Origin of the sequence: Tsukamurella sp. DT100 (assembly GCF_049844855.1) — a bacterium.
GTDB lineage: Bacteria > Actinomycetota > Actinomycetes > Mycobacteriales > Mycobacteriaceae > Tsukamurella.
Map to the genome: position 1 here is coordinate 223,634 of NZ_JBNCLV010000006.1, position 24,052 is coordinate 247,685.

Here is a 24,052-nt window from a genome sequence, read left to right on the forward strand (position 1 = left end):
CGAGTCTGCGTGCCGGGAACGAGTGTTGATGATCAGGTCGTTCTCGAGTTCGGCTAAGGCGTTGAGGAACAGGGTGCTCAGCGTTCTGATCGCTGACGCGGTGGCAGGGTCGAAGTTGTCAAGGTCGAGCGCGCTGGCGATCTGAGTGTTGAATTTCCTTGTCACTGGTGGCAGGTCGGCGCGGTACGTCATGGGATTCGGTGCGGCTTGTCGGCTTCGACGAGGACGTCGGACAGGGTCCCGCCGGATTCGACCGCGTGCAGGACCTTCCGCCAGATCGCGCTGATCTCGCTGCGCGGAACATCCGTCGCCAGCAGGATCACCGGGTGTGTGTCACTGTCGACGACCTCGGTCCGCGAGTGACGTGCACGCCTCACCGTGCGCCGTGCGAGGACGTCGCCGCGCACGCCTGGTTGTTCGTCGTCGGCGGCTGGGTAGAAGAGTAGGTCCCACTCGGCGAGGAGGTCTCCGAGCACGAACCGTGCGTCTTGCTCCTGGATGCCGGCGACGATGCTCTCTGCAGAAGCGGTATGCCCGGGCCGGGAGCGAAGATAGTCACGCATATGCCCGTAGAGGCGGCTTCGTGGAAGCTCTTCAAGTGCGTGGGAGTGGGGAGTACTGCGAGTAGTGGGCATCTCGGCCACCTGACTGACCATACGGTGGTCGTCGTCTCACCGGAGACGCTGAACAGAAACCTGTCAGATATGGATCCGGCTATCCCTAGCCTACGCCCTCGCCACAGCCAAGAGAGGTCCTGCGAGACCGAGACCACACAGGAGCGATGCACGCTGTCGACGAGCTCCGCTGTCTTGCGGCACGATAGAGTCCGTGAGTAGTTCAGGCGGTCGGGAGCGCGATCGCGACTCCGATGGACGGGCACGAAATGCCCGCCCACGCGATCGTCTCGGTCGCCCTCTCCCCATCGGGCGCGTCGGGATCGACCGTGTACCCGACGACTTGGACCTTCCGCCGGAGGTTGCGTTGTCCTGGGCGCAAGACTTGCTGAACCGCGGGTACGCCTTCACCGCGCACGAGGTCCTCGAGAGTGCGTGGAAGAGCCGCCCAGGCGAGGAGAGCCAGCTCTGGCAAGGGCTCGCGCAACTCGCGGTCGGCATCACCCATGTACAGCGGCGTAATCCGAAGGGAGCGATCGTCTTGCTCGAACGTGCGGCAGTTCGGATCGGGCACAGCCGCAGCGCCGCCCCTCACCGCATCGACTCGACCGGCCTTGTCCGATACGCCGAGGAGCTCATGGATCTGCTGCGGCGCGAGGTGGAGCCGACGCCAGGTCGGCTAGTCCCTCGCCTCACTCACGCACAAGCCGGAGAGGCAACCGGCGAACCGCGCTCCAACGGGCACTGAATCCTGTTCGTCGGACGAACGATAAGACTCGCCGGTGCCCGACATGTCGATCACAGGCGTACGCTTAAGAGGAGTTGATTTCCCACCGGGATTCCCTTGGTGCTCTCGACTTGCTCAGCGGAATTCTGTTCCGGATCGGAGCGTCCTCATGACGCATCCACTTCACCTATTGCCCCTCGAATCGGCGCGGTTCGAACTGAAACCGCTCGGATCGATCGTCGGTGTGGTCGACGGCGTCTGGTGGCCGCGGTCACGCAACCTGCGCGACGAGCTGCTGCAGGTCTATCCGCTCCTCCGCGATCGGGTCTGCCATCTCGAGAGGGTGTGCTACCGCTACTCGAACTGGGACTCGATCCCTCGCAAGGTATCGATCGACGGCGACGTCGTTCGGCTAGACGGCTACGCCACCCAGGAACTCGACACCGTTCGGTTCGTCGGCATCCGAACGTCATTGGTATGCGCTCTGATCCCACCCGGCACCGAACGCGAGGTCGCGGAGCTGGCATCCATGCTCGCGATGACCGGCGCGGTGACCCAATCCGCGCACGCACTCAACGAGGAAGCCGCCGACACCACTGCCAGGATTCATCAACGTCGGGTCGCTGAACGCGTGTGGGACGACGAGGGCGGTCACGCCCCATCGCCTTCCCGAACCGCCCTGCGCCCTGCTGAGGTGACGCCATGAACGCCCCACTGCGCATGTCCGTGGATCCCATCACGACGTACCGCAATCTCGACGGCTCCGTCGAACGGTGGTGGTCCGCCCGCACGCTCACGCATCGGCAGGTCACCATCGAGACCACGATCAAGACCCTCAACAACAGTGCTGGCGAGATCTCTGCCGCTGACGTCGAGCTACTGGTCACCGACCAGAAGTCACCGCGCCGAATCGGGATCCCAGTGGCGGTGCTCGACAGCGTCATCGCTGCCCTGACCACCGCGCGGGACGACGCGCGGACCGTCATCGCCACGGACGCGGGCACCGAGTGAGTTCACGCGCTCACCCCGGGCCCGAGGCTCTGCGACGGCTCCTCGATCGAGGGCCAGCTCGGGACGGAGTCCCGACGCCGATACCGGGCCGAGTGCTGCTGCCGCCCCGCTCCTCGCTCGCCCGCGGGATCGACGGGGTGTGGTGGCCCCGCAGCCGTGACCTCCAGACAGAGCTCCCCACCGTGCTCCCATCCGTCGGCTTGAAACTGCAGACCCTAGAGTGCATCCACTTCTGCCCCGCGGACTGGACCACCCGAGTCCGACAGCTTCCAGCACGTGACGGCACCGTCATCGAGACCCGTCACCTCGTCACCGCGGGCCTAGTGGTATTCACCGGCCCCCGGGTCGCGGTGATCTACGCACTCATCGCTCCCGACGCCTCGACATCAGCAGCAGAAGAGATCGCCGCGCGTCACCTCCCCGCTTGAGCGCGCCTACTTCATTACACCTCACTAGAAGATGAAGCGGTGTCGTCAATGCCCATCGGATCCCACCGACAGTCGACGCTCACACCGGCGTTGAACTCTCCTCACGCGAAGCATCGGTTGGACACCGGCACCGAGCGCGTGCGCCTGGACCTCGACGACGAGCTAAGAGCGGGCCTATGGTGGCCCCGCTCGACCGACTACGCCGCTGAGATCCACGATCTCGCATACAGCTGCGGGTTGGCACTCGGACAGCGCGTCGAGCGAATCACATTCGCATGGAACCACGAGACCATCGAGCGCCTTCGGACGATGAGACTCAGTAGTGGCCTCCTGCTCGGCGACCCGGGGGATGGTCAGCCGCGTGAGGAGATGCACGTGTACGTGGACGGCGGGCACATGGTTCCGCTCACCGTTGTTCCACCGGCAGCCCACGGTGTCGGCAGCCACGCCGCGCCGAGGGCAGAGTGACCCCGCGTCATGAGCTGATGGGCCGTCGCAGACGAAACTGGCCCCCGCCGATAGGCGGAGGCCAGTTCCCCGGTAGGCCGAAGATCAGCCGTTAGGGGTAGAGCTTCGTTCCCTGCTCACCGCGGAGGAAGAAGTCGTCTACGGAGCGTCGCACCTTGCCCCACCAGGTGGAGGGCTCATCGCTATCAGCGCCGCAATCGGTCACGGCAGGACCTGGACCGCGACCGCCTGCGGCCCTCGGTCGCCCGCCTCCGCGTCGTAGGAGACGCGGTTGTTCTCCTCGAGGTTGCGGAAGCCGCCGTTGGCCACGATGCCCGTGAAGTGGACGAACAGATCCTTGCCACCGTCGTCGGGGGTGATGAAGCCGAATCCCTTCTCGCTGTTGAACCATTTGACGGTACCTTGAGCCATGGAGATCTCCTGAGAAAGTGAATTGGCAGGGCGAACGATTTCGCGTCTGGGCCTGCGGAGTTCTACGAAGTTGAAGTACTGACATACAGGATTTCGGTGATTACCTGCCGCGTGAAGTTCTCGCGAGCGTATCACCAAGAAAGTCAACCAATTTCACAGTAGCACACATCGCTATGCCGAGGACGGTGGGGCTCAGAAGTGGGCTCCATTCATAGGCGCTCAATCCCGGGCAACCTCCGCCACTCGCCCTCCTCGTTCATCCGCTCAATCCCGGCTTCGAGTTCGCGCCGCTGGATCGCCACACGGATGCGCGCCTTCTCCGCTTCGCTCACGATCGCGGAGTCGCTGCACGCGACGCCCAGGCAGACCACGCCGCGTGATCGCCCGGACCTATCAGGCGCACAGAGTTGCTCGCGGCGATGTCCCACCGCCCGCCGAACAAGTGACGCTGGACATAGCCCGTCAGCATGCATCCGCTCGGCGGCAGCCTTCGCCCCCGGACCTCACGCGGAACATGGGGTTGTCGACCAAACAGACCCTCCAGAGGACATACCTGCCCAGGATTCGAGTCATTCACACGGCGTCGACCGGCGGCTGCGGTGTGGACTCGGGGTTTGCCTGCTCGACATCGGCTCCATCGGCCGGCCGCGCGAGCAGCGTCATCTCCGCGATGTTCGTGTCGAACGCAACAACGCCGAACGGCGGCAGCGCATTGGTGTGACGCGTCTAGGCCTCGTGGCCGAGAATCGTTTCCTCCGGGTTGTGCACAGGGCAGAGCGCCTTGAACGCGGCGCCGGCTTCGACGGCGGACTCTAGGTTTGATAGCCGGAGGTTCGCCTTGACCTTGCAGACCGCTGATACTCCCTCGACGAAGAAGTCCTCCGCCTTCTCAGGGTTCAGCGAATTGAATGCGTGGTTGGCGTTAGTGATCACCACATCTGCCTACTTGGACTCGTAGCCGTGGGAGTCGTTGACTGCGCCACGCCCCACGCGGATCGCCCGCGGTGGTAGCGCCGACGACCCTCTGCGTTGGGCCGGGTGGACGCGCCGCAACCCAGCGCCATCACCCCGGCGATGACGATCTCGGCCACGAGCAGCGACGCCGACATGGACCAGCTTCTGCTCGGGTTCACGAGGCACATGAGCGGCGACCTCGATGCTCTGCGTACCGCTGCCGTCACCCTCCGCGACACGCTGCGGCAGGTCCACCTCGCCTCTGCCGACCCGAGCCGCTGGACCCGACCGTCCGGGTGCAGCATCCGCCACCGCGGTGGTGTCGCGCCCCGATCGTCGCGTCAGCGGAACGGCGTCAGGTCTCATGGCTAAGCAGTGCGGCAGTATCCGTGAGCGCAGCACCCGGCGTGTGCACATAGGTGCGCATCGCCAGCACGCCACCATCGGCATGCCCGAGCCACGCAGCGATCATCGGCACCGGCGCACCCCGCAGAGCCAGCAACGAAGCAGCCGTGTGCCTCGACGCATGCAGCCGGCGGTGCGGCAGGTTGGCGTCCTCCAAACTCTTCTTCCACCACGCGTTCAAGGTTCTCGGCGAGAGCGGCGCTCCGAGGTCCAGTGCGAACACGTACGGATCGTCGCCGCCCTCCCACCGCTCCCCGAGTCTTCCGCGGTTGGCATGCATCTCCGCGTGCGCACGGCGGAGGATAGGGAGGAGGTGTGGAGGGATCGGGAGTGTGCGCGACGAGGAGGCGGTCTTTGCGTCATCCTGCTCGATAACCTTCCCTGTGACGGTCACGCGGGTCGCGGCGACTGCGATCGAGGGCGCACCCCCTTCGAGAACGACGGCGCTCCAGCGCAACCCGCTGAGCTCTCCGCGGCGGAGTCCAAGCAGCGCCAAGTGCACGAACGGTTCACGCCGTCGGGCGTAACCGTTCGCGCCGTCGCTGTGTGCCTTGATCAGCAGCTCCACCTCAGCCTCCGAGAGGCTGTCGTCGACCTTCATCGCGGGCTCACCACTCGGCTTGCGCAGCGGCTCTACCAATGCCACGACGTTCCGCGCTACGACTCCCTCCGCATGCAGGTCGGCCCAGACCTTCCGCCACCGAGCGAGCATCGGATTGATCGAGGTGCGCCTCCACAATCCGCGGTCGCCCGCGCCGGTGCGGAGGTCGGTGACGAGTCGCTCAACATCCGCCTTCGAGAGCTTCTGCACCTTCGTGTTGCCGTACGCGGCGACCACGGGTGCCAAGGAGAATTTGTACGCGGCGGCCGTGCTTTCGTCCGTGCAGCCTTCGCAGTGAGCCACGCCTCTACCGCCTCGTGCACCGTCAGGTCGCTGGGCGGCGTATGGGTACCGGATTCGAGTTCGGTGAGCGTCTTCGCGTGCCATGCCTTCGCCTCGTCGAACGACCGGAACCGCTTCCGGTGCTGGAGTCGCTTCCCAGTGGAAAGCGTGGCGTTGATCCGCGCCTCGTATCGGGGTCCACGCGAACCGTCGATGCGCGTGATGTAGCTGGGTAGTCGAGCCATGTGTACATCCCATCGGTGATTTCTATGATCACCAGCCAGCCGGGACGACACGCCGAAACTAGCGCCGAGAATTCCTTCGGCGATAGTGGCAAGGTGTGGCAAGTCTCGAGGGGCCCGATGCCGTGTCCGGCACCGGGACCCTGTTCTACCTGCGGAAGCGGAGGGATTTGAACCCCCGGTGGTTTCACCCACGCTCGCTTTCAAGGCGAGTGCATTCGGCCGCTCTGCCACGCTTCCCTAGCGCCGTACGATACCGGACCCACCAGAGGCTCACCGCTCAGAGACGCTCGATGATGGTGCCGTTCGCCATGCCGTTGCCCTCGCACATCGTCTGCAGGCCGTAGCGGCCACCGGTCTGCTCGAGGTGGTTGACCAACGTCGCGAGCAGGCGAGTGCCGGACGCACCGAGCGGGTGGCCGAGCGCGATCGCGCCACCGCGCGGGTTCAGGCGGGCGGGGTCGACGTCGAACTCGGCGGCCCACGCCATCGGCACCGAGGCGAAGGCCTCGTTGACCTCGAAGGCGTCGATGTCGTCGGCGCGCAGGCCGGCGCGGGCGAGCACCTTGTGCGTCACGGGGATCGGGCCGCTCAGCATGACCTCGGGGTCGGAGCCGACCACGGAGAAGGCGTGGAACCGCGCCCGCGGGGTCAGGCCCAGGGCCTCGGCCTTCTCCGCGCTCATGATCAGCGCGGCGGAGGCACCGTCGGTCAGCGGCGACGAGTTGCCTGGCGTGATCGACCAATCGATCTCGGGGTACCGCTCCGCGAACCTGGGATCGGCGAAGGCGGGCTTGAGACCACCCAGTCCCTCCGCGGTGGTCGAGCCGCGCACGGTCTCGTCGACGGCGTGCACTCCGCCGTCGGGGAGCGCGACGGGCACGATCTCCCGGTCGAAGCCGCCGGCGGCCTGCGTCGCCGCGGCCCGACGGTGCGACTCGGCGGCGAAGGCGTCGAGCGCCTCGCGGTCGAACTTGCCTCGTGCGGCGAGCAACTCGGCGCCGATGCCCTGGTGCGGCAGGCTCGGGAAGCGGGCGGCGAGCGGCGCGAAGGGCGCGCCTCCGGTGGGGCTGGTGCCCATGGGCACGCGGCTCATGGACTCGACGCCGCCGGCGATCACCACGTCGTACGCGCCGGCGATCACGCCCTGCGCCGCGAAATGCGCTGCCTGCTGCGACGATCCGCACTGCCGGTCGATCGTGGTGCCGGGCACCTCGATCGGGAGGCCGGCGGTGAGCGCGGCGACGCGCGCGATGTTGAGCGCCTGATCCCCCACCTGCTGGACGCACCCGCCGATCACGTCCTCGACGAGGGCGGGATCGAGGTCGTTGCGCTCGATGAGGGCGGAGATGACGCCCGCGAACAGGTCGACGGGGTGGACGGGGTGCAGGGCGCCGCCGGGCTTGCCCTTGCCGGACGGGGTGCGGACGATGTCGACGATGACGGCGTCGGTCATGGCAGTGTTTCCTTCGATCTCAGATGACTAGGGGGTTCAGCGCGGGGCCATGCGGATGGCGCCGTCGAGGCGGATGGTCTCGCCGTTGAGCATCGGGTTGCCGACGATGGCGGCGACGAGGTCGGCGTACTCCGACGGGTCGCCGAGCCGCGCGGGGTGCGGCACCTGCGCGCCGAGGGAGGCGCGGGCCTCCTCGGGCAGCGTGCCGAGCAGCGGCGTGAGGAACAGGCCCGGCGCGATGGTGACCACGCGGATCGCGAGCGACGCCAGGTCGCGGGCGATCGGCAACGTCATGCCCACGACGCCGCCCTTCGACGCCGAGTACGCCGCCTGGCCGATCTGGCCGTCGAAGGCCGCGACGGACGCGGTGTTGACGATGACGCCGCGCTCCTCGCCGTCGAGCGCCTTCTCGGCGATCGCGGTGGCGGCCAGCCGGATCACGTTGAACGTGCCGATGAGGTTCACCGAGATCACCTTCGAGAAGGCGTCGAGCGGGAACGCGCCCTTCTTGCCCGTGGTCTTGATCGCGTTGCCGATGCCGGCGCAGTTCACGACGATCGCGAGGGTGCCCTCGTCATTGGCGAGGTCGACGGCCGCCTGTACCGCGGCCTCGTCGGTCACGTCGGCGGGGGCGAAGCGCACGGCGTCGCCGAGACCGGCGAGCGCTGAGGTGTCGGCGCTCGGCAGGTCGATCGCGACGACCCGGGCGCCGCCGGCGACGAGGCGGGTCACCGTCGCCAGACCCAGGCCGGAGGCGCCGCCGGTGACGAGTGCGGTCTTGTTCTTCAGGTCCATCGCGGTCTCCTCGCCGTCGTGCCACCGTTTCAAGTGACAGAATGTTCATTCACTTCTAACACATGGCGGCCCTCGCTACCGCATTCCCGCGAAGCCGGGACCCACACCACAGCCCGCGCGACGGCCGCGCCCGGTGTGCTACCCATGAACCATGAGGGCCATCGACGTCGACGAAACCACGAAGGACCTGCGCATCATCGACCTCCCGATCCCCGAACCCGGCCCCGGCGAGGTGCGGATCGCCGTCGCGGCGACGGCGGTCAATCGGGCCGACCTGATGCAGCGTTGCGGCCTCTACCCGCCGCCGCCCGGGGCAAGCCCGATCCTGGGCCTCGAGGTCTCTGGCACCGTCGACGCCGTCGGCCCGGAGGTCGAGGGGCTCGCCGTCGGCGACGAGGTGTGCGCGCTCCTGTCCGGCGGCGGCTACGCCGAGTACGCGATCGCGCCCGCCACCCAGTGCCTGCCCGTCCCCGCCGGGGTCTCCCTCGTCGACGCGGCGGCGCTCCCCGAGGTCGCCTGCACCGTCCACTCCAACGTCGTCACCGAGGCGGGGCTCCGCGCCGGCGAGACGCTCCTGCTCCACGGCGGCGGCAGCGGCATCGGCACGCACGCGATCCAGCTCGGTAAGGCCCTCGGGGCGACGGTGGCCGTCACCGTCGGCTCGGAGTTCAAGGCGCAGCGCTGCCGCGAGCTGGGCGCCGACATCGTGATCGACTACCACGACGAGGATTTCGCGGAGATCCTGCGCGACCGGGCCGACGTGATCCTCGACATCATGGGCGCGAAGTACCTGCCCCGCAACGTGAGCGCCCTCGCCCCGCACGGCCGGCTCGTGATCATCGGCCTGCAGGGCGGCGTGAAGGGCGAGCTGAACATCGGTGCGCTGCTGGGCAAGCGGGGCCGGGTCAGCGCCACCAACCTGCGGGGCCGCCCCGCCGTCGGGCCGCACAGCAAGGCCGAGGTCGTGGCCGCGGTCCGCGCACAGGTCTGGCCGCTCATCGCCGACGGTGCCGTGCGCCCCGTCGTCTCCGCGCGCCTCCCGCTCGACGACGCGGCCGCCGCCCACGACCTCCTGGACTCCCCCGAGTCCGTCGGAAAGGTGCTCCTGACCCCATGATCGACGACCTCGCCGCCCGCCTCCTCGAGGCGCAGATCGCCTTCGCGCGCAAGCAGCTCCGCGATACCGCCTACCACTCGCTGGTCATCGACGAGGTGGACCACGCGCTCGCCGTCGCCTCCGAGCTGACGCTCGCGGAGGCGGTGACGCCCGACATGATCAAGGCCGTCGCCGCGAAGTACGCCGTGCAGGTCCCGGTCGAGGGCGCGATCCCCGAGCTCGTCGGGGAGATCGCCGGCCGCCTGTACCGCCACACCGTCAACGACACCACGCGGCTCGACGAGGTCATCGACAGCCACAGCTTCGAGAAGCTGGTGAGCACCGTGACGGAGATGGACCTCACCGGGCGGGTCCTGCAGGCCCTGTCCGAGAGCCCCGCCACCGAGGACGCGGTGGCCTCGGTACTGCATGCCGCCGCCTCGTCCGCGGCCGACGACGCGAACCGCGCCCTCGCCCGGAACGCGGTGACGCGCACCGTCGCCGGGGCCGCGGCACGGGCCCTGCGCCCGGCCCTCCCCGCGCTCGGCCAGCGCGCCGACGCCGCCGCACGGCAGGGCGTGCGCTTCGCCCTGCGCCGGGTCGCGGCCGACGGTGACGAGACCCTCGCCGAGGCCGTCCGGGACTTCTGGCGCCAGCACCGCGGCAGCGCGGTCGCGGAGTACCGCGGCGTGCTCACCGACGCCGACGTCGAGGACGTGGTGGTGCTGATCTTCGAGTTCTGGCGCACCTTCCGCGACACCGACTACTTCCGCGCGCTGCTCGACGAGGGCATCGACCACGTCTTCGACAAGTACGGCGACGCCTCGCTGTACGAGCTGCTCGCCGAGCTGGGCGTGGGCCGCGAGGACATGATCGAGGAGGCGCTGCGGTTCGGCCCGCCGGTGATCGCGACGCTGGACAAGCGCGGCGTCATCGAGGACCTGCTGCGACGCCGCCTCACCCCGTTCTTCGAGTCCGAGGAGTACCGCGCCGCGATCGACGGTTGAGCGGAATCAGGCGAACGCGGTCACCAGGATCACGACGGCGCACACCGCGACGATCGCACCGCCCGCGGCGGTGACGATCCGCCGCATCCGCGCGGTCGACCGCGCCCGGAGCACCGCACCCAATCCGATGAGCACGAGATTCCAGCCGAACGAGGCGATCCCGACGCCGATCGCGAAGGCCGTCGCCACGGGCGGGCGGTGCAGCCCCTCCCCCAGCCCGACGGCGATGGCGCCGAAGTAGACGAGCGGGAACGGGTTGACGGCGGTGAGCCCGAAGAACATCGCGTACCGCGCCCATCCCCCGCTCCCGCCGGCGGGCTCGGCACCGTCGGGCTCGGCGGGCTCGGGACGGAAGGCCTTGCGCACCATGAGGACCGCGACCACGAGCAGCAGCAGGCCGCCGACGGCGGCGGGCCACCGCCCCCACTGCGAGACCAGCGGCGCCAGCACCGAACCGGCGGCCAGCGCCAGCACGGCGAAGATCAGGTCCGCGGTGCCGACGCCGGCGGCGGCGGGGACGGCGCGGCGCCAGCCGCGGGAGGCGCCCTCGTGCAACAGCATCACGCCGATGGCGCCGAGCGGGAGGACGGCGCCGAGGCCAGCGAGGATCCCCGCGCCGAAGGCGGCCGCCAGCGCCGACGGTCCCACCGGCTAACCCAGGGAGGCGAGGGCGCGGACCAGCTGGTCCACGTCGTACGGGGTCGAATAGGGCGCCAGGCCGACGGTGACCGCGCCCCCGTACTCCGGCACGCCCAGCCCGGCGAAGTACCGGCTCGGCACGTTCGACAGGGCGCACACGCCGTTGTCGGCGAGGCGCTTGGCGGCCTTGGCCGCCGGCACGCCCGGCATCGTGAAGGAGACCGTGGGCACCCGGCGCTCGGCGCGGCCGATGATCGCCACCTGCGGAGCCGAGGCCAGGGAGTTGAGCAAGTAGAACAGGAGCCGCTGCTGGTACTGGCGCAGGCCGAACATCGACTGCTCCAGCCGGTCCCGGCGCGTGCCGACCGACGACTCGTCGAGGCCGGCGAGGTGGTCGATCGAGGCGATGAGCCCCGCCAGCATCGCGTACTGATGCTCGCCCAGCTCGAACCGCTCCGGCCCCGTCAGGCTGCGATCGGGGTTCACGGCGCGCAACCGGCCGAACAGCGACGGATCGCGGAAGGCCATCGCGGCCACCTGCGGGCCGCCCCAGCGGTTCGCACTCACGAGCAGCACGTCGGCGCCGAGGCGCTCGATGTCGAGCAGCTCGTACGGCGCGGCGCTCGTCGCGTCCACCACGAGGAGCGCGCCCACGCGGTGCGCCGCCTGCGCCGCCGCGGCCACGTCGATGACGGTGCCGATGGTCGACGAGGCGTACGGCACCGCGATCACCGAGGTGCTCGGACCGGCCAGCTCCTCGAACTGCCACGCCGGGACCTCACCGGTCTCGATGTCGGCCTCGACCCACCGGACCCGGCCGCCGCCGCGATCCGCGACGCGGAGCCACGGCGACTGATTCGCATCGTCGTCCAGGCGACAGAGCACGATCTCCGAGCCGAGCCCGAGGCGCGCGCTCAGCGACTCCGCGAGGGAGGTGAGCAACTGCTCGCGGCTGGGCCCCAGCACCACGCCCTCCGGCTTGCCGTTGACGAGGTCCGCGACCGCCACCCGGGCGGCCTGCACGATCGAGCGCGTGTGCGCGGCCCCGGCGTAGACGCCGTAGGGATTGCTGACGAATCCGCGGAAGGCGTTCGCCACCGCCGAGGACACCGCCCCGGGGATCTGCGCGCCGGCCTGCGGATCGAAGTGGATCCACCCGTCCCCCAGGGCAGGATAAAGCCCCCGGACGCGGGCAACGTCGAATGCGGATACCGCAACCGCAGTCGATGCCCGGCCGGGTTCACCCTGGCCTTCTGAGAACGTGTTCACTGGGACGCAGATTACACCGCCGCACCGACGACACCGTGGTCCGCCCGCGGGGAGCTGCCAGAATGGTGGTATGAGCGATCGCAACGAGGTGGAGATCATTCCCGCGGGTGCCGGCGCCGGCGCGCACGCCGAAGCGGATGAACCGGACAATGCCGCGGAGGAGCTGCACGGCATGGTCGAGCAGCCCGCGAAGGTGATGCGGATCGGCACGATGATCAAGCAACTCCTCGAGGAGGTACGCGCCGCACCGCTCGACGAGGCCAGCCGCGCCCGGCTCAAGGACATCCACCGGACGTCGATCAAGGAGCTCGAGGACGGGCTCTCCCCCGACCTGCAGGACGAGCTGGAGCGTCTCGCGCTGCCCTTCACGGACGAGTCGACCCCGTCGGACGCCGAGCTGCGGATCGCGCAGGCGCAGCTCGTCGGCTGGCTGGAGGGCCTGTTCCACGGCATCCAGACCGCCCTCTTCGCGCAGCAGATGGCCGCCCGGGCCCAGCTCGAGCAGATGCGCCAGGGCGCCCTGCCCCCGGCGATGAGCCCCGGCCCGGAGTCGCAGACCGGTCACGGGCAGTACCTGTGACGGTGCCGCCCGCGGGCGGCGGGCGCACCGCCGGAAAGCGGCCGGGGCGCTCCCGCTCGACGTGCGCCGGGCGGACCGTCGGGACGGGTACCCTGGCCTACCGTGCCCGTCGATAGCCCCCACGCCGCCCCTTCGGCGCCCCTCGTCTCGGACTCGCGCACCTTCTCGCGCGCGATCCGCGACCTGGTAGACGGCGCCACCGTGCATCGCGAGCTCTGGCTCGAACTGGGCTGGCAGGACATCAAGCAGCGCTACCGCCGATCGGTGATCGGCCCCTTCTGGATCACGATCGCCACCGGCGTCACCGCCAGCGCGCTCGCGCTGCTGTGGTCGGTGCTGCTCGGCGCCAACGTCAAGGACCTGCTGCCGCAGCTCACCGTCGGCTTCGTGCTGTGGGCCTTCATCCAGAGCTCGATCATCGACGGCGCCGAGGTGTTCATCGCCAACGAGGGTCTGATCAAACAGCTCCCCGCGCCACTGTCGGTGCACGTCTACCGCCTGGTGTGGCGGCACATGCTCTTCCTCGCCCACAACATGATCATCGTGGTCGTCGTGCTGGCGATCTTCCCGCCGAAGCAGTGGTCGTGGACGCAGCTCAGCGTGATCCCCGGGTTCGCCATGCTGGCCATCACCGGCGTCTGGGTCTCGATGTTCTTCGGCATCCTCGCCACCCGGTTCCGCGACATCGCGCCGCTGCTCACCGCCCTGACGCAGCTGCTCTTCTACATCACCCCCGTGGTGTGGACGCTCGACACCGTGCCCGGCGGCAACAGCGAGCGCGCGCAGCTGGTGAAGCTGAACCCGCTCTACCACTACCTGGAGATGGTGCGCGGGCCGCTCACGGGCAAGCCCTTCGATCCCCAGCACTGGTACGTGGTGATCGGCTGCACGATCGTCGGCATGGGGCTGACCCTCGTGCTCATGAAGCAGTTCCGTTCCCGAGTCGCGTATTGGGTGTGAGATGAGCGTTTCCATTCGGACGCAGGACGCCTGCGTCGACTTCCCGGTGTTCGACGCGAAATCGCGCTCGATCAAGCGCGCGGTCATGGGCTCCGCCGGAGGCAAGGTGATGGCCGACGACAACGTGGTCGTCGTCGAGGCGCTGCGCAACATCACCATGAGCCTCGACGAGGGCGACCGCGTCGGGCTCGTCGGCCACAACGGCGCCGGCAAGTCGACGCTGCTGCGGCTCCTCGCCGGGATCTACGAGCCGACCCGCGGCTCCGCGCTCGTGAAGGGCCGCGTGGCCCCCGTCTTCGACCTCGGCGTGGGCATGGATCCCGAGATCTCCGGCATGGAGAACATCATCATCCGCGGGCTGTTCCTGGGGCAGACCCGTAAGTCGATGCTGCGCAAGGCCGACGAGATCGCCGAGTTCACCGAGCTGGGCGACTACCTGTCGATGCCGCTGCGCACCTACTCCACCGGCATGCGGGTGCGCATCGCCCTGGGCGTGGTCACGTCGATCGACCCCGAGATCCTGCTCCTCGACGAGGGCATCGGCGCCGTCGACGCCGAGTTCATGCGCAAGGCCCGCAAGCGGCTCTCCGCGCTGGTGGAGCGCTCCGGCATCCTCGTCTTCGCGTCGCACTCGAACGAATTCCTCGCGCAGCTCTGCGACCGGGCGATGTGGATCGATCACGGCGAGATCCGGCAGGAGGGCGGCATCGAGGAGGTCGTGACCGCCTACGAGGGCCTCGACGCCGGCGCCCAGGTCCGCAAGGTGCTCGACATGCTCGAGGCCGAGAAGAATGAGTGACGGTCGGGGCACCGTCGTCGCGGTCGTCGTCACCCACGACCGGGCGGCCCTGCTCGCGAAGTCCCTCGAGGTGCTCAGCTCGCAGGAGCGCCCCGTCGACCACCTGATCGTGGTCGACAACGCGGCCCAGGACGAGGTGCGCGCGCTGGTCGAGTCCCAGCCCGTCGCCACCACGTACCTGCCCTCGCAGTTCAACCTGGGCGGCGCCGGCGGCTTCGCCCTCGGCATGCTGCACGCGCTCGCGCTGGGCGCCGACTGGATCTGGCTCGCCGACGACGACGGCCGCCCCGAGGGGCCGCAGGTGCTCGGCACGCTGCTGGACTGCGCCGAGCGGCACGGGCTGGCGGAGGTCTCGCCCGTGGTCTCGACGATCGACGACCCCGAGACGCTGGCCTTCCCGCTGCGCCGCGGCCTCGTCTGGCGGCGCAAGCGGTCCGAGCTGATCGACCCCGAGGCACCGTCGGACGACGTGCTGATGGGGATCGCCTCCCTGTTCAACGGCGCGCTGTTCCGCAAGGACACCGTCGCGGCGGTGGGCGTGCCGGACCTGCGGCTGTTCATCCGCGGCGACGAGGTGGAGGTGCACCGCCGGCTGGTGCGCTCGGGCCTGCCCTTCGGCACCTGCCTGACCACCGCCTACCTGCACCCCAACGGCGCCGACGAGTTCCGGCCGATCCTGGGCGGGCGCATGCACACCCAGTACCCGGACAACGAGACCAAGCGCTTCTTCACCTACCGCAACCGCGGCTACCTGCAGTCCCAGCCCGGGATGCGGAAGCTGATCCCGCAGGAGTGGGCCCGTTTCGGCTGGTTCTTCCTGGTGCAGCAGCGCGACGTCGCAGGGTTCCGCGAGTGGCTGCGGCTGCGCAAGCTGGGCCGCGACGAGCGGTTCACGCGGCCCTGATCCCGGTGGCGCACACCTCTTATTGAAGGGGGCTCAACAGAGCTCCCGCGATGCCTCTATCATCGTCGTCATGGGAACGAGCCTGGTCTCCGATCTTCTTCCGCAGGGCCACGCCCTGCTGCGCATGCTCCAGCGCCGGGTCGTCGACCCGGCACGCCCCGACGTCGCGCTCCGCGCGCTCGGCTACAACCGGCAGTACGGCCCGCAGGCCGCGCTGGTGATCAAGGGCGCCGCGGAGAACCCCGACCGCATCGCGATCGTCGACGAGCGCGGCACCCTCACCTACGCGCAGTACGAGGCGCAGTCGAACGCCCTGGCCCGCGGCCTACGCGCATCCGGCCTCAAGTCCGGCGACGTGATCGCCGTGCTCGCCCGCGACCACCGCGGCCTCCTGCTCATCATCAGCGCCGCCGCCCGCGCGGGCATGCGCCTGGCCATGATGAACACCGGCTTCGCCAAGCCCCAGTTCGCCGAGGTCTGCGCCCGCGAGAAGGTGCAGGCCGTCTTCCACGACAGCGAGTTCACCTCCCTGCTGGACGCCCTGCCCGAGGACATGCCGCAGTACCTGACCTGGGTCGACGAGGCCGACGCCGTGCCCGCGGGCGCGAAGACCATCGACCAGCTGATCGCCGGCCGCGACGCCAAGCGCGTCCCGCCGCCGGAGAAGCAGGGCGGCTTCATCATCCTGACCTCGGGCACCACCGGCCTGCCCAAGGGCGCGACCCGCAGCAAGGTGCCCTCGCTGGCGACCGCGATGCTCGTCGACCGCATCCCCTTCAAGCGCCGCGGCACCGTCGTCATCGCCTCGCCGATCTTCCATTCCACGGGATTCGCCATGTGGTCCGCCGGGATGTCGGTGGGCTGCACCACCGTGACGATGCGCCGGTTCGACCCGGAGAACACCCTCAAGCTGATCGCGGACAACCGCGCCGACATGCTGGTCGCGGTGCCCACGATGCTCACCCGCATGCTGAGCCTGCCCGCGGAGACGCTCGCGAAGTACGACACCAGCTGCCTCAAGTCCGTGGTCGTGGCCGGGTCCGCGGTCTCCCCCGAGCTCTCGGAGAAGTTCCAGGACGTCTTCGGCGACGTGCTCTACAACGTCTACGGCTCGACCGAGGTCGCCGTCGCCACCGTCGCGACGCCGCGCAACCTGCGCACCGCGCCCGGCACCGTCGGCAAGCCGCCGGTGCTGACGACGGTGCGCCTGTACGACGAGAACGACGCGCTCGTCGAGGGCGTCGGCAAGCGCGGCCGGGTCTTCGTGCGCGCCGGCGCGCCCTTCGAGGGCTACAGCGACGGCCGCACGAAGCAGATCATCGACGGCCACCTCTCGTCGGGCGACATGGGCCACTGGGACGAGCACGGCCTGCTGCACATCGACGGCCGCGACGACGACATGATCGTCTCCGGCGGCGAGAACGTCTACCCGCTCGAGGTGGAGAACCTGCTGGTCACCCGCGACGACGTGGTGGAGGCCGCGGTGATCGGCGTGCCCGATCCCGAGTTCGGCCAGCGCCTGCGCGCCTTCGTCGTGATCGACGGCGGCGCGCCCTCCGACGAGGAGGCGCTCGTGAAGGACCTCAAGGACTACGTGCGCGGCAACCTCGCCCGCTTCAAGGTCCCGCGCGACGTCGTCTTCCTCGACACGCTGCCCCGCAACCCCACCGGCAAGATCGTCCGCCGGGAGCTCCCGAAGGACTGACGCGACGACGAGTTCGGCCCCGGATCCGCAGCACGCGGACCGGGGCCGAACCCGTTATCGGGGAGCGATCACCAGGCGGGGAACAGCGGGCCGGTGAGGCCCAGGGGCACCGACTGGGTGACGTTGACGAAGTAGAACAGGATCAGCGCGCCGCCGATGAGCGCGAGGTTCTTGTTGAAGGAGATCATCTCGGTCTGCTTGGCCTGCGGATCCACGGCCTTCCAGAAGTCGTGCATCATCACGGTGACGGGCAGCAGGAACAGCACGAGCAGCAGCGCGCCCAGGTCGATCCACACGCCCAGGATCAGCGACAGGCCGCCGAGTAGGGCGATCACGCCGCTGCCGACCACGGCGAGCTTCGCGGCGGGGACCTTCTTGGCGGCGGCGTACTGCGCCATGCCGTCCGCGGCGGTGAAGTGGCCGACGGCCGACATCACGAACAGGACCGCGAGCAGGATGCGGCCGATCAGGAATACGACGTCCATGGTGGAGCTCCTCGTTCGAGGCGGCGCACCGTGCGCCGCGATACGGGAACTATAACCGGACCTCGGTCCGTATCATTCCCGAACCGCCGTGTTCCGCGTCACGGCTTCGCGCGCGTGGTCCCCCAGACGACGGCGGCGAGGGCGAGCAGCGGCAGGCCGATCGCCACCGAGGTACTGACCGCGGACCGCAGGTGCAGCGCCTCGATGACCACGGAGTACACCGCGCCGGCCCCCATCTGGAGGAAGAAGAACAGCCCGGCGCCGACGCCCTGGGCCTTCAGGTCCAGCTCCAGCAGCCCGGCCTGGGCGAACGGGATCGCCGCGCCCACGCCGAGGAAGCCGACGGCGAGCGGGATGACGACCGCGGCGGCCGTCGGGACCCCCAGGGCCGCCAGCGCGACCAGGGCGGCGCCTCCGAGCGCCGAGCCGATCGTGCACAGCCGCACCGCGGTCCGCGCGACGGCCGCCCGCCGGATCACCACACTGCCCGCGATGTACCCGAGCGCGGGCACGATGAGCAGCAGCCCGTACTGGATCTCCGTCGCGCCGTGCAGCCCCTGCAGGATGAACGCGGACTGCTCGATGAACAGGAAGTACCCCATCCAAGCCAGCGAGATCACCAGCGCGTGCCGGTGGAAGCCCTTGCGCGCAAAGGCCTCCGCAACGCCCCGCCCGATGGCGCGCGGGGTCGGCGCGACGGGCGTGGCCGGCGCGGCCGTGGGTACCAGGCGCAGGAACGCGAGGGCCAGAACGAGACCGACCGCGGCCAGGCCGAGGAAGAGGGCGCGCCACGGCGCGACCTGGACCAGCGCCGAGCCGAAGAAGGGTGAGATCGCGGGCGTCGCCGCGATGACGATCGACAGCGACGTGAGCAGGTGCATCCGCGCATCCGTCGGATACCGGCGCTGGATCACCAAGCGGCACAGCACCGTCGCCGAGGTGCCACCGACCGCCTGCACGAACCGCGCCACGCCGAGCACCGCCACCGTCGGGGCGGCGGCCGCGAGCACCCCGCCCAACGCGAACAGCACGAGGCCCAACGCCTGGAGGGCCCGCGCGTCGAAGCGGTCCGCGAGCACGCCCGCCGCGAACATCGACACCGCGTAACCGGCCATGTAGCAGGACAGCGTGAGTTGCACCGCGGAGACGGAGGTGTGCAGGTCGATCGCCATCTGCGGCGTCGACGGGTTGAGCAGGCTCAGGCCCAGCTGCGGTGCGGTGACCGCGACGAGCAGCATGATCGTGGACCACCGGCCCGGCGTGCCCACCGCGGCCTCCGTCCGGTCGGCGACCGCGCTCGCCTCAGCCACCGGTCACCGCCACCGACGCGGGCACCGGGTCCGACTGCGGCACCGCCGGATTCACCCGCTCGGCGATGGACCGCGCCACAGCGCGGGCGCGCCGGCGGATCTTGGCGATGCTGCTGATGTAGTAGAGGTCGCCCGAGGCGATCTCGCCGAGCGCGTACAGCCCCGGCACCGACGTGCCGTCGCGGCCGACGATCGCGTTGTCGGCGACGTTGATCCGCAGCCCGCCGTAGGGATTGCGGCGGGCGGTGCCGCCGTAGACGAGCGAGGAGACCAGGCTCGCCGCGGCACCCGAGGGCGCACCGGCCGGCGTCCGCGTCGCGTTGACCACGTGCTGGACGGCCTCGTCACCGTCGGCGCTGCTCACCACCAGCCCCGAGGCCGACGGGGCCACGTCGCGGACGCCGTGCCGGACGGTCAGCGCACCGTCGACCACCATGTCCCCCAGCACCTGCGCGCTCCGGGCGGGCAGCGGGTTGGCGAGCGCCTGGAAGGGCGCGTGCACCGACGCGACCATCGCCGACCGCGCCGAACGGGTCATCGCGGACCACAGGTCGTTCGCGTAGTACTGGGCCACGCAGATCACGAGCCGCTGCACCTCGGGCGCGATGGAGACGGGGCGGCCGGCGAAGCCCGCGAGCCGGGGCCCGGCGGGCTCGGTGATCGCGCGGAAGGCGGCGCGCACCTCGGAGCGGCGCAGGCCCTCGCCCACGGCGAGGTAGTCGACGATGTTCACGACGTCCTCCCATTCGAGGCCTCCGTGCTTGAGCTGCACGCGCCGAATGAGCGCGCCCACATCGGGATCGAAGTCGAGCGGCTCGAGGTCGCTGCGCACGTCGGGCAGGATGCCCTGGCGCGAGGCCATCAGCAGGCGGCCGTCCCAGCTTCGCGAGCGCACGGCCAGCGCGACGTCGATCGCGCTGAGGCCCGTGCCGATCACCGCGGCGGACTCCCCGGCGAGGACCGTCGGCAGCCACTCGTCGACGGGGTACGGGTCCTGCGTGTAGTGCTCCGTCCCCTCGAGCCGGTACGGGTCGGCGGGCGGGCTCGAACCCAGCGCGAGCACGACCACGTCGTGCCGGTACGTCTCCGGCGCGAAGCCGGGGCGGTGCACGACGAGCCGCCACACATCGCCCTCGCGCGCCGCGTCGGTGACGCGGCCGGTGATCCGCGTGAGCGAGTCGCCGAAGTCCACCGCGCGGGCCTGCGTGCACTGCCGCAGGTAGCGGCCGTACGCCCAGCGCGGGACGAAGCTGTGCCCGCCCTCGACGAGGAGCTCCGGCTCGTTCGCCCGGCACCAGTCGACGAACTCGTCGGGCTCCTCCGCGGAGATGGACATCGCGAAGGCCTGCCGGTTGAGCAGGGCGGAATCGGACTCCTCCGCATAGGCCCGGCCGGGGCCGATGACCCGGTCGGCGTAGACGGAGACGGACAGATCGTCGCTCACGGGCAGCTGCCGCAGCAGGCTCACGGCCGCGGCACCCCCTCCGACGATCCCGACTGACACCACGACGCTCTCCCCTCGATCGTTACCTGTGCGTAACGATCGTCGCGAAGGTCCGCGCGGCGGACAACCCCGCATATGTCACATCGGACAAGGGTGGACACGACGGACAAAGTCGTATATACGTCTAACGAACCGCTTTGCAACCGTTCACCAGTAGGTATGGCGGGTCTGCGGCAGTGGTTGCGGGTCCGGCCCCTCCGCGGGTGGCGGCTGCACCAGGTGCACCACCTGGAGGATGTGGAACTGCTCCTGGTGCACCACCGCGAGCCCGCCGTAGTCGAGCGAGACCTGCATGTCGGTGCCCATGAACCGGAACGGGCGGAAGGTCCACCACAGGTTGCCGTTCTCCTGCCGGAAGTCGTCCTCGGACCGGTCGGCGTCGGCGAGCACCCAGGCGGCGGTGCATTCGTCGGCCGCCCACGACGCCCACTGGTTGACGCCCTTCTCCTTGTCCCAGAGCTTCCCGTCGGAGCGGCGGTCCCCGTCGTTCCCCATGTCCCGCAGGCCGTCGAACATGCCCGGCAGGCCGTCGTGCGCGATGCGCAGCGAGGGCCACGCCCAGCTCGGCTGCACCTGGAAGAACACGCAGTCGCCGGGCCGCGCGTTGTCGCGGATGTAGCGCGCCGCGTAGCTGAAGTCGCTGCCGCCCGGCTTCGACAGCGGGCTGTGCTGCCACAGGTAGCCCGGGATCGCGGCCACCGTCAGCACGGCGAGCAGCGCCGCGCCGGCGACCCGCGGACGCGGCAGGGCCCGCGCCACCGTCGTGACCGCGGCCGCGAGCACGAGCACCACGCCGGGCACCGTGAAGCTCACGTACCGCCCCACGTACGACGGGACGATCGGCGAGACCAGCAGGATCGCCGCGAGCGGCACCAGGGCGCCGGCCAGGCCGTAGCGCAGCGCCCAGGTCAGGTCCATGGGGGACTCGCCCGACGGTGCCGCATCCGCCGGTCCAGCGTCCCTCGCCCGCGCGGATCCGGCGACGCCGCGCCGCCACCACAGCAGCGCGGCGACGGCGATCACGAGCCACGCCGCGATCGCGAACGCGTACGAGTGGTCGAACCACTGGTCGACCAGCACGTTCTGGAAGATGCGCCACCCCGGCCACTGGAGCCAGGACACCTGGTCGCGCTGGGTGGCCGCGAGGATCACCACGGGGCTCGCCAGCACGATCGCGGCCGCCGAGGCGATCGCCGCCGGCTTCAGGACGGCGCGGGTCCGGGTCCTCTCGTCCGCGGCGAACACCGCCGCGACCGCGAGCACGAGGGTCGCGGAGTAGAGGAAGAGCACCGTCGCGAGGAGCAGCGCCGCGCCGTAGGCGAGCCAGGCCCGACGGGCACCGGGCTTCCCCGTCGACGATGTCGCCCGGTGCGCCGCGATCAGCACGAGCGCCGCGGAGGCGATCACCCACGAGTAGGAGCGGGCCTCGACGCCCGACCAGGTGAGCCGCGGCAGGATCAGCGCGATCACGCCCGCGACCAGCGCGAAGGTCTCCCCGCCGAGCCGCCGCGCGAGGCAGTAGCAGGCCGCGACGGCCGCGCCGACGCCGAGCGCGGAGAAGGCCCGCAGCGCGGTCTCGTCGAGCCCGAACACGAGGGAGAAGGTGCGGACGCCCCAGTAGTAGAGGCCGTGCACGGCGTCGATGTTGGTCAGCAGGTGCCACAGCTCGCCGGGCGAGCGGTCGATGGCGGAGGCGGTGGCGAGCTCGTCGAACCAGACGGACGGACGCCCGCCGTGCCAGAGCGACAGCAGGACGCCGAGGAGCGCGAGGGCCCCGGGGACGAGCAGTGTTCGCCGCGGCCGAATTGCCCGGGCCATCACATCAGCTTGAAGATCACCGTGCGCTGGACGATGAAGTTGACGACCGTCGCGGTGCCCTGGGCGACGACGAAGGCGACGAGGCGGTTCACGTAGCTGCCGATGCCGTCCTCGGGCGGCGGGAACAGCGTGTAGAAGGCCATGTAGATGCCCAGCTGCACGCCGTACATGGCGATGTACAGCGCCCACACCGCGATCAACCGCTTGGCGGAGGGCTCGGCCTGGAAGGTCCAGCGGCGGTTGAGCAGGTACGCGGTGGTGGTGCCGAGGATGAAGCCGATGGTCTTGGCCAGGGCCTCGTCGACCCCGAATCCCTTGGTGAGGATCAAGAGCGTTCCGAAGTCGACCACCGCCGAGAAGCCGCCGGTCAGCACGAAGCGCACGAGCTGGGTCTTGAGATCGAGGGGTACCCGATCAGCGGCTTCGGAGGCGGTCACGAGGTCACAGCGTACCGATGGATCCTTCGTTATTCGAATACGTCGTCGTCGGCGGCCGCCGCGGCCTCCCGGCGACGCTCGGTCCGGGCCGCCAGGAACACGGCGCCGGCGGCGATCCCCGCACCCACGAGCCCGCCGACCGCGGCGCCCGCGATCGTGCTCGGGTCGCGGTCCAGCTGCAGCGAGCACCACACCGCGAGGTACGGGATCAGGATCGCCGCCATCACGGCCTTGCGCTTCGGGGTCATGAAGGCGCGGGAGATGGACGCCAACGGCACGTCGTGCCGGGTGCAGTACCGGTAGGTGGCGAGCTGCGTCGCCAGCAGCAGCAGGAGCACCGCCATCGCGGTGATCCGGGCGCCCTCCGCCGCCGCGATCAGGGAGGCCACGAGCGCCGCCGGGGCCGCCCAGTAGTAGCCCACCGCCATCGCCCGGTAGTACTCCTCGCGGTTGCGCTCGTCGCCCCACGCGGGGTCCGACGGCGCGAGGATGAAGTCCTCGATACGACTCTCAGCCGACATGATCGTCCTCCTTCAGGGGAAACAGCTCTTCGACGGTGGCGCCGAGGGCCCGGGCCACCTTCAGCGCGAGGTACACGCTGGGCGCGTAGTCGCCCTTCTCGACCGAGACCACCGTCTGCCGGCTCACGCCGACGGCGGCGGCCAGTTCGGCCTGGGTGATGCGCTGGACGCGTCGCCGCGCCCGCACCGGGTTCTCGTCGTCGTCCACACCATCGAGTCAAGCAGCCTTGACATTTGGTGTCAAGCATTCTTGTCATTCTTGGCTCGGTTGGCTTCGCCCGACCGAATCGATCTCATTTCTGCCCGATTACGGGCAGATAATTGACACGACACCGTCGGGCACGGAAGATCGAAGCCGTGCCGGATAGCGATCTCGTGGATCACATCGCGCGGACCACGGGGCTCTCCGCCACCGAGGCCGTGCGTGTCATCGACGACGTCACCGCCTACTACCGGGAACCGGTCGAGGAGTTCGTCCGCCGCCGGCATCGCGACCTGCAGGGTCGCGGCGCCAAGAACGCGGAGATCTTCGCGACCCTCGCCGACGAGTTGAGCAGCCGGCTCGTCGCCGCACCCGATCTCACCGAGCGGCAGCTGCGCCGCCTCATCTACAGCTAGGAGCCG

The 24,052-nt window shown here is 69.8% G+C and carries 29 protein-coding genes and 1 tRNA gene; 13 read left to right on the plus strand and 17 right to left on the minus strand.

Annotated features, from left to right (window positions below):
- Nucleotides 1-188 precede the first annotated feature (188 nt).
- A complete protein-coding gene (locus ACLQ3K_RS16485) occupies nucleotides 189-635 on the minus strand; it encodes a hypothetical protein (protein WP_426000886.1) in 447 nt (148 codons plus the stop codon).
- A 193-nt stretch (nucleotides 636-828) separates the two neighbouring features.
- Here ACLQ3K_RS16485 and ACLQ3K_RS16490 point away from each other — a divergent pair, with 193 nt between their 5' ends.
- The 5 genes from ACLQ3K_RS16490 (at nucleotide 829) to ACLQ3K_RS16510 (ending at nucleotide 3,248) form a co-directional block, all read left to right on the plus strand.
- On the plus strand, nucleotides 829-1,362 hold the full coding sequence (locus ACLQ3K_RS16490) for a DUF309 domain-containing protein (protein WP_224645649.1): 534 nt from the start codon (nucleotides 829-831) through the stop codon (nucleotides 1,360-1,362).
- Between the two features lie 148 nt (nucleotides 1,363-1,510).
- Entirely contained in the window at nucleotides 1,511-2,047 is a 537-nt protein-coding gene (locus ACLQ3K_RS16495) for a DUF5994 family protein (RefSeq protein ID WP_224645648.1), read from the plus strand.
- Nucleotides 2,044-2,352 carry a hypothetical protein gene (locus tag ACLQ3K_RS16500; protein ID WP_224645647.1) on the plus strand — a complete coding sequence of 103 codons (309 nt, stop codon included), beginning with the start codon at nucleotides 2,044-2,046 and terminating at the stop codon, nucleotides 2,350-2,352. The genes ACLQ3K_RS16495 and ACLQ3K_RS16500 overlap by 4 nt, the downstream gene beginning before the upstream one ends.
- 92 nt (nucleotides 2,353-2,444) lie before the next feature.
- On the plus strand, nucleotides 2,445-2,780 hold the full coding sequence (locus ACLQ3K_RS16505; RefSeq protein ID WP_426000802.1) for a DUF5994 family protein: 336 nt from the start codon (nucleotides 2,445-2,447) through the stop codon (nucleotides 2,778-2,780).
- 48 nt (nucleotides 2,781-2,828) lie between these two features.
- Nucleotides 2,829-3,248, plus strand: coding sequence for a DUF5994 family protein (locus ACLQ3K_RS16510; protein ID WP_224645645.1), 420 nt, complete (start codon nucleotides 2,829-2,831; stop codon nucleotides 3,246-3,248).
- 201 nt (nucleotides 3,249-3,449) lie between these two features.
- On the opposite strand, the gene ACLQ3K_RS16515 is transcribed toward ACLQ3K_RS16510, so the two are convergent.
- From ACLQ3K_RS16515 to ACLQ3K_RS16545, 7 genes are all read right to left on the minus strand, one after another.
- Nucleotides 3,450-3,659, minus strand: a complete 210-nt coding sequence (locus ACLQ3K_RS16515) for a cold-shock protein (protein WP_224645644.1) — start codon at nucleotides 3,657-3,659, stop codon at nucleotides 3,450-3,452.
- Between the two features lie 209 nt (nucleotides 3,660-3,868).
- On the minus strand, nucleotides 3,869-3,991 hold the full coding sequence (locus ACLQ3K_RS16520) for a hypothetical protein (protein ID WP_336672177.1): 123 nt from the start codon (nucleotides 3,989-3,991) through the stop codon (nucleotides 3,869-3,871).
- A 394-nt stretch (nucleotides 3,992-4,385) separates the two neighbouring features.
- Nucleotides 4,386-4,592 (minus strand): hypothetical protein, encoded by a 207-nt coding sequence (locus ACLQ3K_RS16525; protein ID WP_224645643.1) that lies wholly within the window; start codon nucleotides 4,590-4,592, stop codon nucleotides 4,386-4,388.
- A 376-nt stretch (nucleotides 4,593-4,968) separates the two neighbouring features.
- The gene (locus ACLQ3K_RS16530; protein ID WP_426000887.1) at nucleotides 4,969-5,856 is read right to left on the minus strand and encodes a tyrosine-type recombinase/integrase; all 888 of its coding nucleotides are present in this window, start codon (nucleotides 5,854-5,856) and stop codon (nucleotides 4,969-4,971) included.
- 442 nt (nucleotides 5,857-6,298) lie between these two features.
- A tRNA-Ser gene (locus ACLQ3K_RS16535) sits at nucleotides 6,299-6,383 on the minus strand.
- Nucleotides 6,384-6,423: 40 nt separating this feature from the next.
- Nucleotides 6,424-7,599, minus strand: coding sequence for a thiolase family protein (locus tag ACLQ3K_RS16540; protein ID WP_224645641.1), 1,176 nt, complete (start codon nucleotides 7,597-7,599; stop codon nucleotides 6,424-6,426).
- 36 nt (nucleotides 7,600-7,635) lie between these two features.
- On the minus strand, nucleotides 7,636-8,394 hold the full coding sequence (locus tag ACLQ3K_RS16545; protein WP_426000806.1) for a 3-hydroxyacyl-CoA dehydrogenase: 759 nt from the start codon (nucleotides 8,392-8,394) through the stop codon (nucleotides 7,636-7,638).
- A 151-nt stretch (nucleotides 8,395-8,545) separates the two neighbouring features.
- Here ACLQ3K_RS16545 and ACLQ3K_RS16550 point away from each other — a divergent pair, with 151 nt between their 5' ends.
- The gene (locus ACLQ3K_RS16550) at nucleotides 8,546-9,511 is read left to right on the plus strand and encodes an NAD(P)H-quinone oxidoreductase (RefSeq protein ID WP_336672179.1); all 966 of its coding nucleotides are present in this window, start codon (nucleotides 8,546-8,548) and stop codon (nucleotides 9,509-9,511) included.
- A complete protein-coding gene (locus ACLQ3K_RS16555; RefSeq protein ID WP_336672180.1) occupies nucleotides 9,508-10,497 on the plus strand; it encodes a hypothetical protein in 990 nt (329 codons plus the stop codon). Before ACLQ3K_RS16550 ends, ACLQ3K_RS16555 begins: the two co-directional genes overlap by 4 nt.
- A gap of 6 nt (nucleotides 10,498-10,503) precedes the next feature.
- Here the strand turns inward: ACLQ3K_RS16555 and ACLQ3K_RS16560 are convergent, their stop codons facing one another.
- Entirely contained in the window at nucleotides 10,504-11,145 is a 642-nt protein-coding gene (locus tag ACLQ3K_RS16560) for a LysE family transporter (RefSeq protein WP_426000808.1), read from the minus strand.
- Nucleotides 11,146-11,148: 3 nt separating this feature from the next.
- The gene (locus ACLQ3K_RS16565) at nucleotides 11,149-12,405 is read right to left on the minus strand and encodes a cysteine desulfurase-like protein (RefSeq protein ID WP_224645636.1); all 1,257 of its coding nucleotides are present in this window, start codon (nucleotides 12,403-12,405) and stop codon (nucleotides 11,149-11,151) included.
- A 70-nt stretch (nucleotides 12,406-12,475) separates the two neighbouring features.
- Between ACLQ3K_RS16565 and ACLQ3K_RS16570 the strand changes: the two genes are divergently transcribed.
- The 5 genes from ACLQ3K_RS16570 (at nucleotide 12,476) to ACLQ3K_RS16590 (ending at nucleotide 17,353) form a co-directional block, all read left to right on the plus strand.
- Nucleotides 12,476-12,985, plus strand: a complete 510-nt coding sequence (locus ACLQ3K_RS16570; RefSeq protein WP_374201274.1) for a bacterial proteasome activator family protein — start codon at nucleotides 12,476-12,478, stop codon at nucleotides 12,983-12,985.
- A gap of 102 nt (nucleotides 12,986-13,087) precedes the next feature.
- Entirely contained in the window at nucleotides 13,088-13,945 is an 858-nt protein-coding gene (locus ACLQ3K_RS16575; protein ID WP_224645635.1) for a galactan export ABC transporter permease subunit Wzm/RfbD, read from the plus strand.
- A 1-nt stretch (nucleotide 13,946) separates the two neighbouring features.
- Nucleotides 13,947-14,744 carry a galactan export ABC transporter ATP-binding subunit Wzt/RfbE gene (locus tag ACLQ3K_RS16580; RefSeq protein ID WP_224645634.1) on the plus strand — a complete coding sequence of 266 codons (798 nt, stop codon included), beginning with the start codon at nucleotides 13,947-13,949 and terminating at the stop codon, nucleotides 14,742-14,744.
- A complete protein-coding gene (locus ACLQ3K_RS16585; protein ID WP_426000812.1) occupies nucleotides 14,737-15,648 on the plus strand; it encodes a glycosyltransferase in 912 nt (303 codons plus the stop codon). The genes ACLQ3K_RS16580 and ACLQ3K_RS16585 overlap by 8 nt, the downstream gene beginning before the upstream one ends.
- Before the next feature lie 70 nt (nucleotides 15,649-15,718).
- Nucleotides 15,719-17,353: an acyl-CoA synthetase gene (locus ACLQ3K_RS16590; RefSeq protein WP_224645632.1), complete on the plus strand. Its 1,635-nt coding sequence runs from the start codon at nucleotides 15,719-15,721 to the stop codon at nucleotides 17,351-17,353.
- A 68-nt stretch (nucleotides 17,354-17,421) separates the two neighbouring features.
- Here ACLQ3K_RS16590 and ACLQ3K_RS16595 read toward each other — a convergent pair whose 3' ends face one another.
- The 7 genes from ACLQ3K_RS16595 to ACLQ3K_RS16625 form a co-directional block, all read right to left on the minus strand.
- Entirely contained in the window at nucleotides 17,422-17,838 is a 417-nt protein-coding gene (locus ACLQ3K_RS16595; RefSeq protein ID WP_336672186.1) for a DoxX family membrane protein, read from the minus strand.
- 98 nt (nucleotides 17,839-17,936) lie between these two features.
- Nucleotides 17,937-19,148, minus strand: coding sequence for an MFS transporter (locus tag ACLQ3K_RS16600; protein WP_336672187.1), 1,212 nt, complete (start codon nucleotides 19,146-19,148; stop codon nucleotides 17,937-17,939).
- The gene (locus ACLQ3K_RS16605; RefSeq protein ID WP_426000815.1) at nucleotides 19,141-20,655 is read right to left on the minus strand and encodes an FAD/NAD(P)-binding protein; all 1,515 of its coding nucleotides are present in this window, start codon (nucleotides 20,653-20,655) and stop codon (nucleotides 19,141-19,143) included. The genes ACLQ3K_RS16600 and ACLQ3K_RS16605 overlap by 8 nt, the downstream gene beginning before the upstream one ends.
- Before the next feature lie 144 nt (nucleotides 20,656-20,799).
- On the minus strand, nucleotides 20,800-22,470 hold the full coding sequence (locus ACLQ3K_RS16610; protein WP_336672189.1) for a glycosyltransferase family 39 protein: 1,671 nt from the start codon (nucleotides 22,468-22,470) through the stop codon (nucleotides 20,800-20,802).
- On the minus strand, nucleotides 22,470-22,907 hold the full coding sequence (locus tag ACLQ3K_RS16615; protein WP_336672190.1) for a GtrA family protein: 438 nt from the start codon (nucleotides 22,905-22,907) through the stop codon (nucleotides 22,470-22,472). Before ACLQ3K_RS16615 ends, ACLQ3K_RS16610 begins: the two co-directional genes overlap by 1 nt.
- A gap of 29 nt (nucleotides 22,908-22,936) precedes the next feature.
- Nucleotides 22,937-23,428 carry a hypothetical protein gene (locus ACLQ3K_RS16620; protein WP_224645627.1) on the minus strand — a complete coding sequence of 164 codons (492 nt, stop codon included), beginning with the start codon at nucleotides 23,426-23,428 and terminating at the stop codon, nucleotides 22,937-22,939.
- Entirely contained in the window at nucleotides 23,418-23,636 is a 219-nt protein-coding gene (locus ACLQ3K_RS16625; RefSeq protein WP_336672191.1) for a helix-turn-helix transcriptional regulator, read from the minus strand. The genes ACLQ3K_RS16620 and ACLQ3K_RS16625 overlap by 11 nt, the downstream gene beginning before the upstream one ends.
- A gap of 149 nt (nucleotides 23,637-23,785) precedes the next feature.
- Between ACLQ3K_RS16625 and ACLQ3K_RS16630 the strand changes: the two genes are divergently transcribed.
- Nucleotides 23,786-24,046 carry a hypothetical protein gene (locus tag ACLQ3K_RS16630; RefSeq protein ID WP_224645625.1) on the plus strand — a complete coding sequence of 87 codons (261 nt, stop codon included), beginning with the start codon at nucleotides 23,786-23,788 and terminating at the stop codon, nucleotides 24,044-24,046.
- The last annotated feature ends 6 nt before the right edge of the window (nucleotides 24,047-24,052 follow it).

Bases quoted from the DNA above. Each gene is read 5' to 3' on its own strand.
- ACLQ3K_RS16485 (WP_426000886.1), bottom strand. From the start codon at position 635: ATGCCCACTACTCGCAGTACTCCCCACTCCCACGCACTTGAAGAGCTT.
- ACLQ3K_RS16595 (WP_336672186.1), bottom strand. From the start codon at position 17,838: ATGGACGTCGTATTCCTGATCGGCCGCATCCTGCTCGCGGTCCTGTTC.
- ACLQ3K_RS16585 (WP_426000812.1), top strand. From the start codon at position 14,737: ATGAGTGACGGTCGGGGCACCGTCGTCGCGGTCGTCGTCACCCACGAC.
- ACLQ3K_RS16550 (WP_336672179.1), top strand. From the start codon at position 8,546: ATGAGGGCCATCGACGTCGACGAAACCACGAAGGACCTGCGCATCATC.
- ACLQ3K_RS16540 (WP_224645641.1), bottom strand. From the start codon at position 7,599: ATGACCGACGCCGTCATCGTCGACATCGTCCGCACCCCGTCCGGCAAG.
- ACLQ3K_RS16515 (WP_224645644.1), bottom strand. From the start codon at position 3,659: ATGGCTCAAGGTACCGTCAAATGGTTCAACAGCGAGAAGGGATTCGGC.
- ACLQ3K_RS16570 (WP_374201274.1), top strand. From the start codon at position 12,476: ATGAGCGATCGCAACGAGGTGGAGATCATTCCCGCGGGTGCCGGCGCC.
- ACLQ3K_RS16580 (WP_224645634.1), top strand. From the start codon at position 13,947: ATGAGCGTTTCCATTCGGACGCAGGACGCCTGCGTCGACTTCCCGGTG.
- ACLQ3K_RS16610 (WP_336672189.1), bottom strand. From the start codon at position 22,470: ATGGCCCGGGCAATTCGGCCGCGGCGAACACTGCTCGTCCCCGGGGCC.
- ACLQ3K_RS16510 (WP_224645645.1), top strand. From the start codon at position 2,829: ATGCCCATCGGATCCCACCGACAGTCGACGCTCACACCGGCGTTGAAC.
- ACLQ3K_RS16620 (WP_224645627.1), bottom strand. From the start codon at position 23,428: ATGTCGGCTGAGAGTCGTATCGAGGACTTCATCCTCGCGCCGTCGGAC.
- ACLQ3K_RS16495 (WP_224645648.1), top strand. From the start codon at position 1,511: ATGACGCATCCACTTCACCTATTGCCCCTCGAATCGGCGCGGTTCGAA.
- ACLQ3K_RS16590 (WP_224645632.1), top strand. From the start codon at position 15,719: ATGGGAACGAGCCTGGTCTCCGATCTTCTTCCGCAGGGCCACGCCCTG.
- ACLQ3K_RS16545 (WP_426000806.1), bottom strand. From the start codon at position 8,394: ATGGACCTGAAGAACAAGACCGCACTCGTCACCGGCGGCGCCTCCGGC.
- ACLQ3K_RS16500 (WP_224645647.1), top strand. From the start codon at position 2,044: ATGAACGCCCCACTGCGCATGTCCGTGGATCCCATCACGACGTACCGC.
- ACLQ3K_RS16555 (WP_336672180.1), top strand. From the start codon at position 9,508: ATGATCGACGACCTCGCCGCCCGCCTCCTCGAGGCGCAGATCGCCTTC.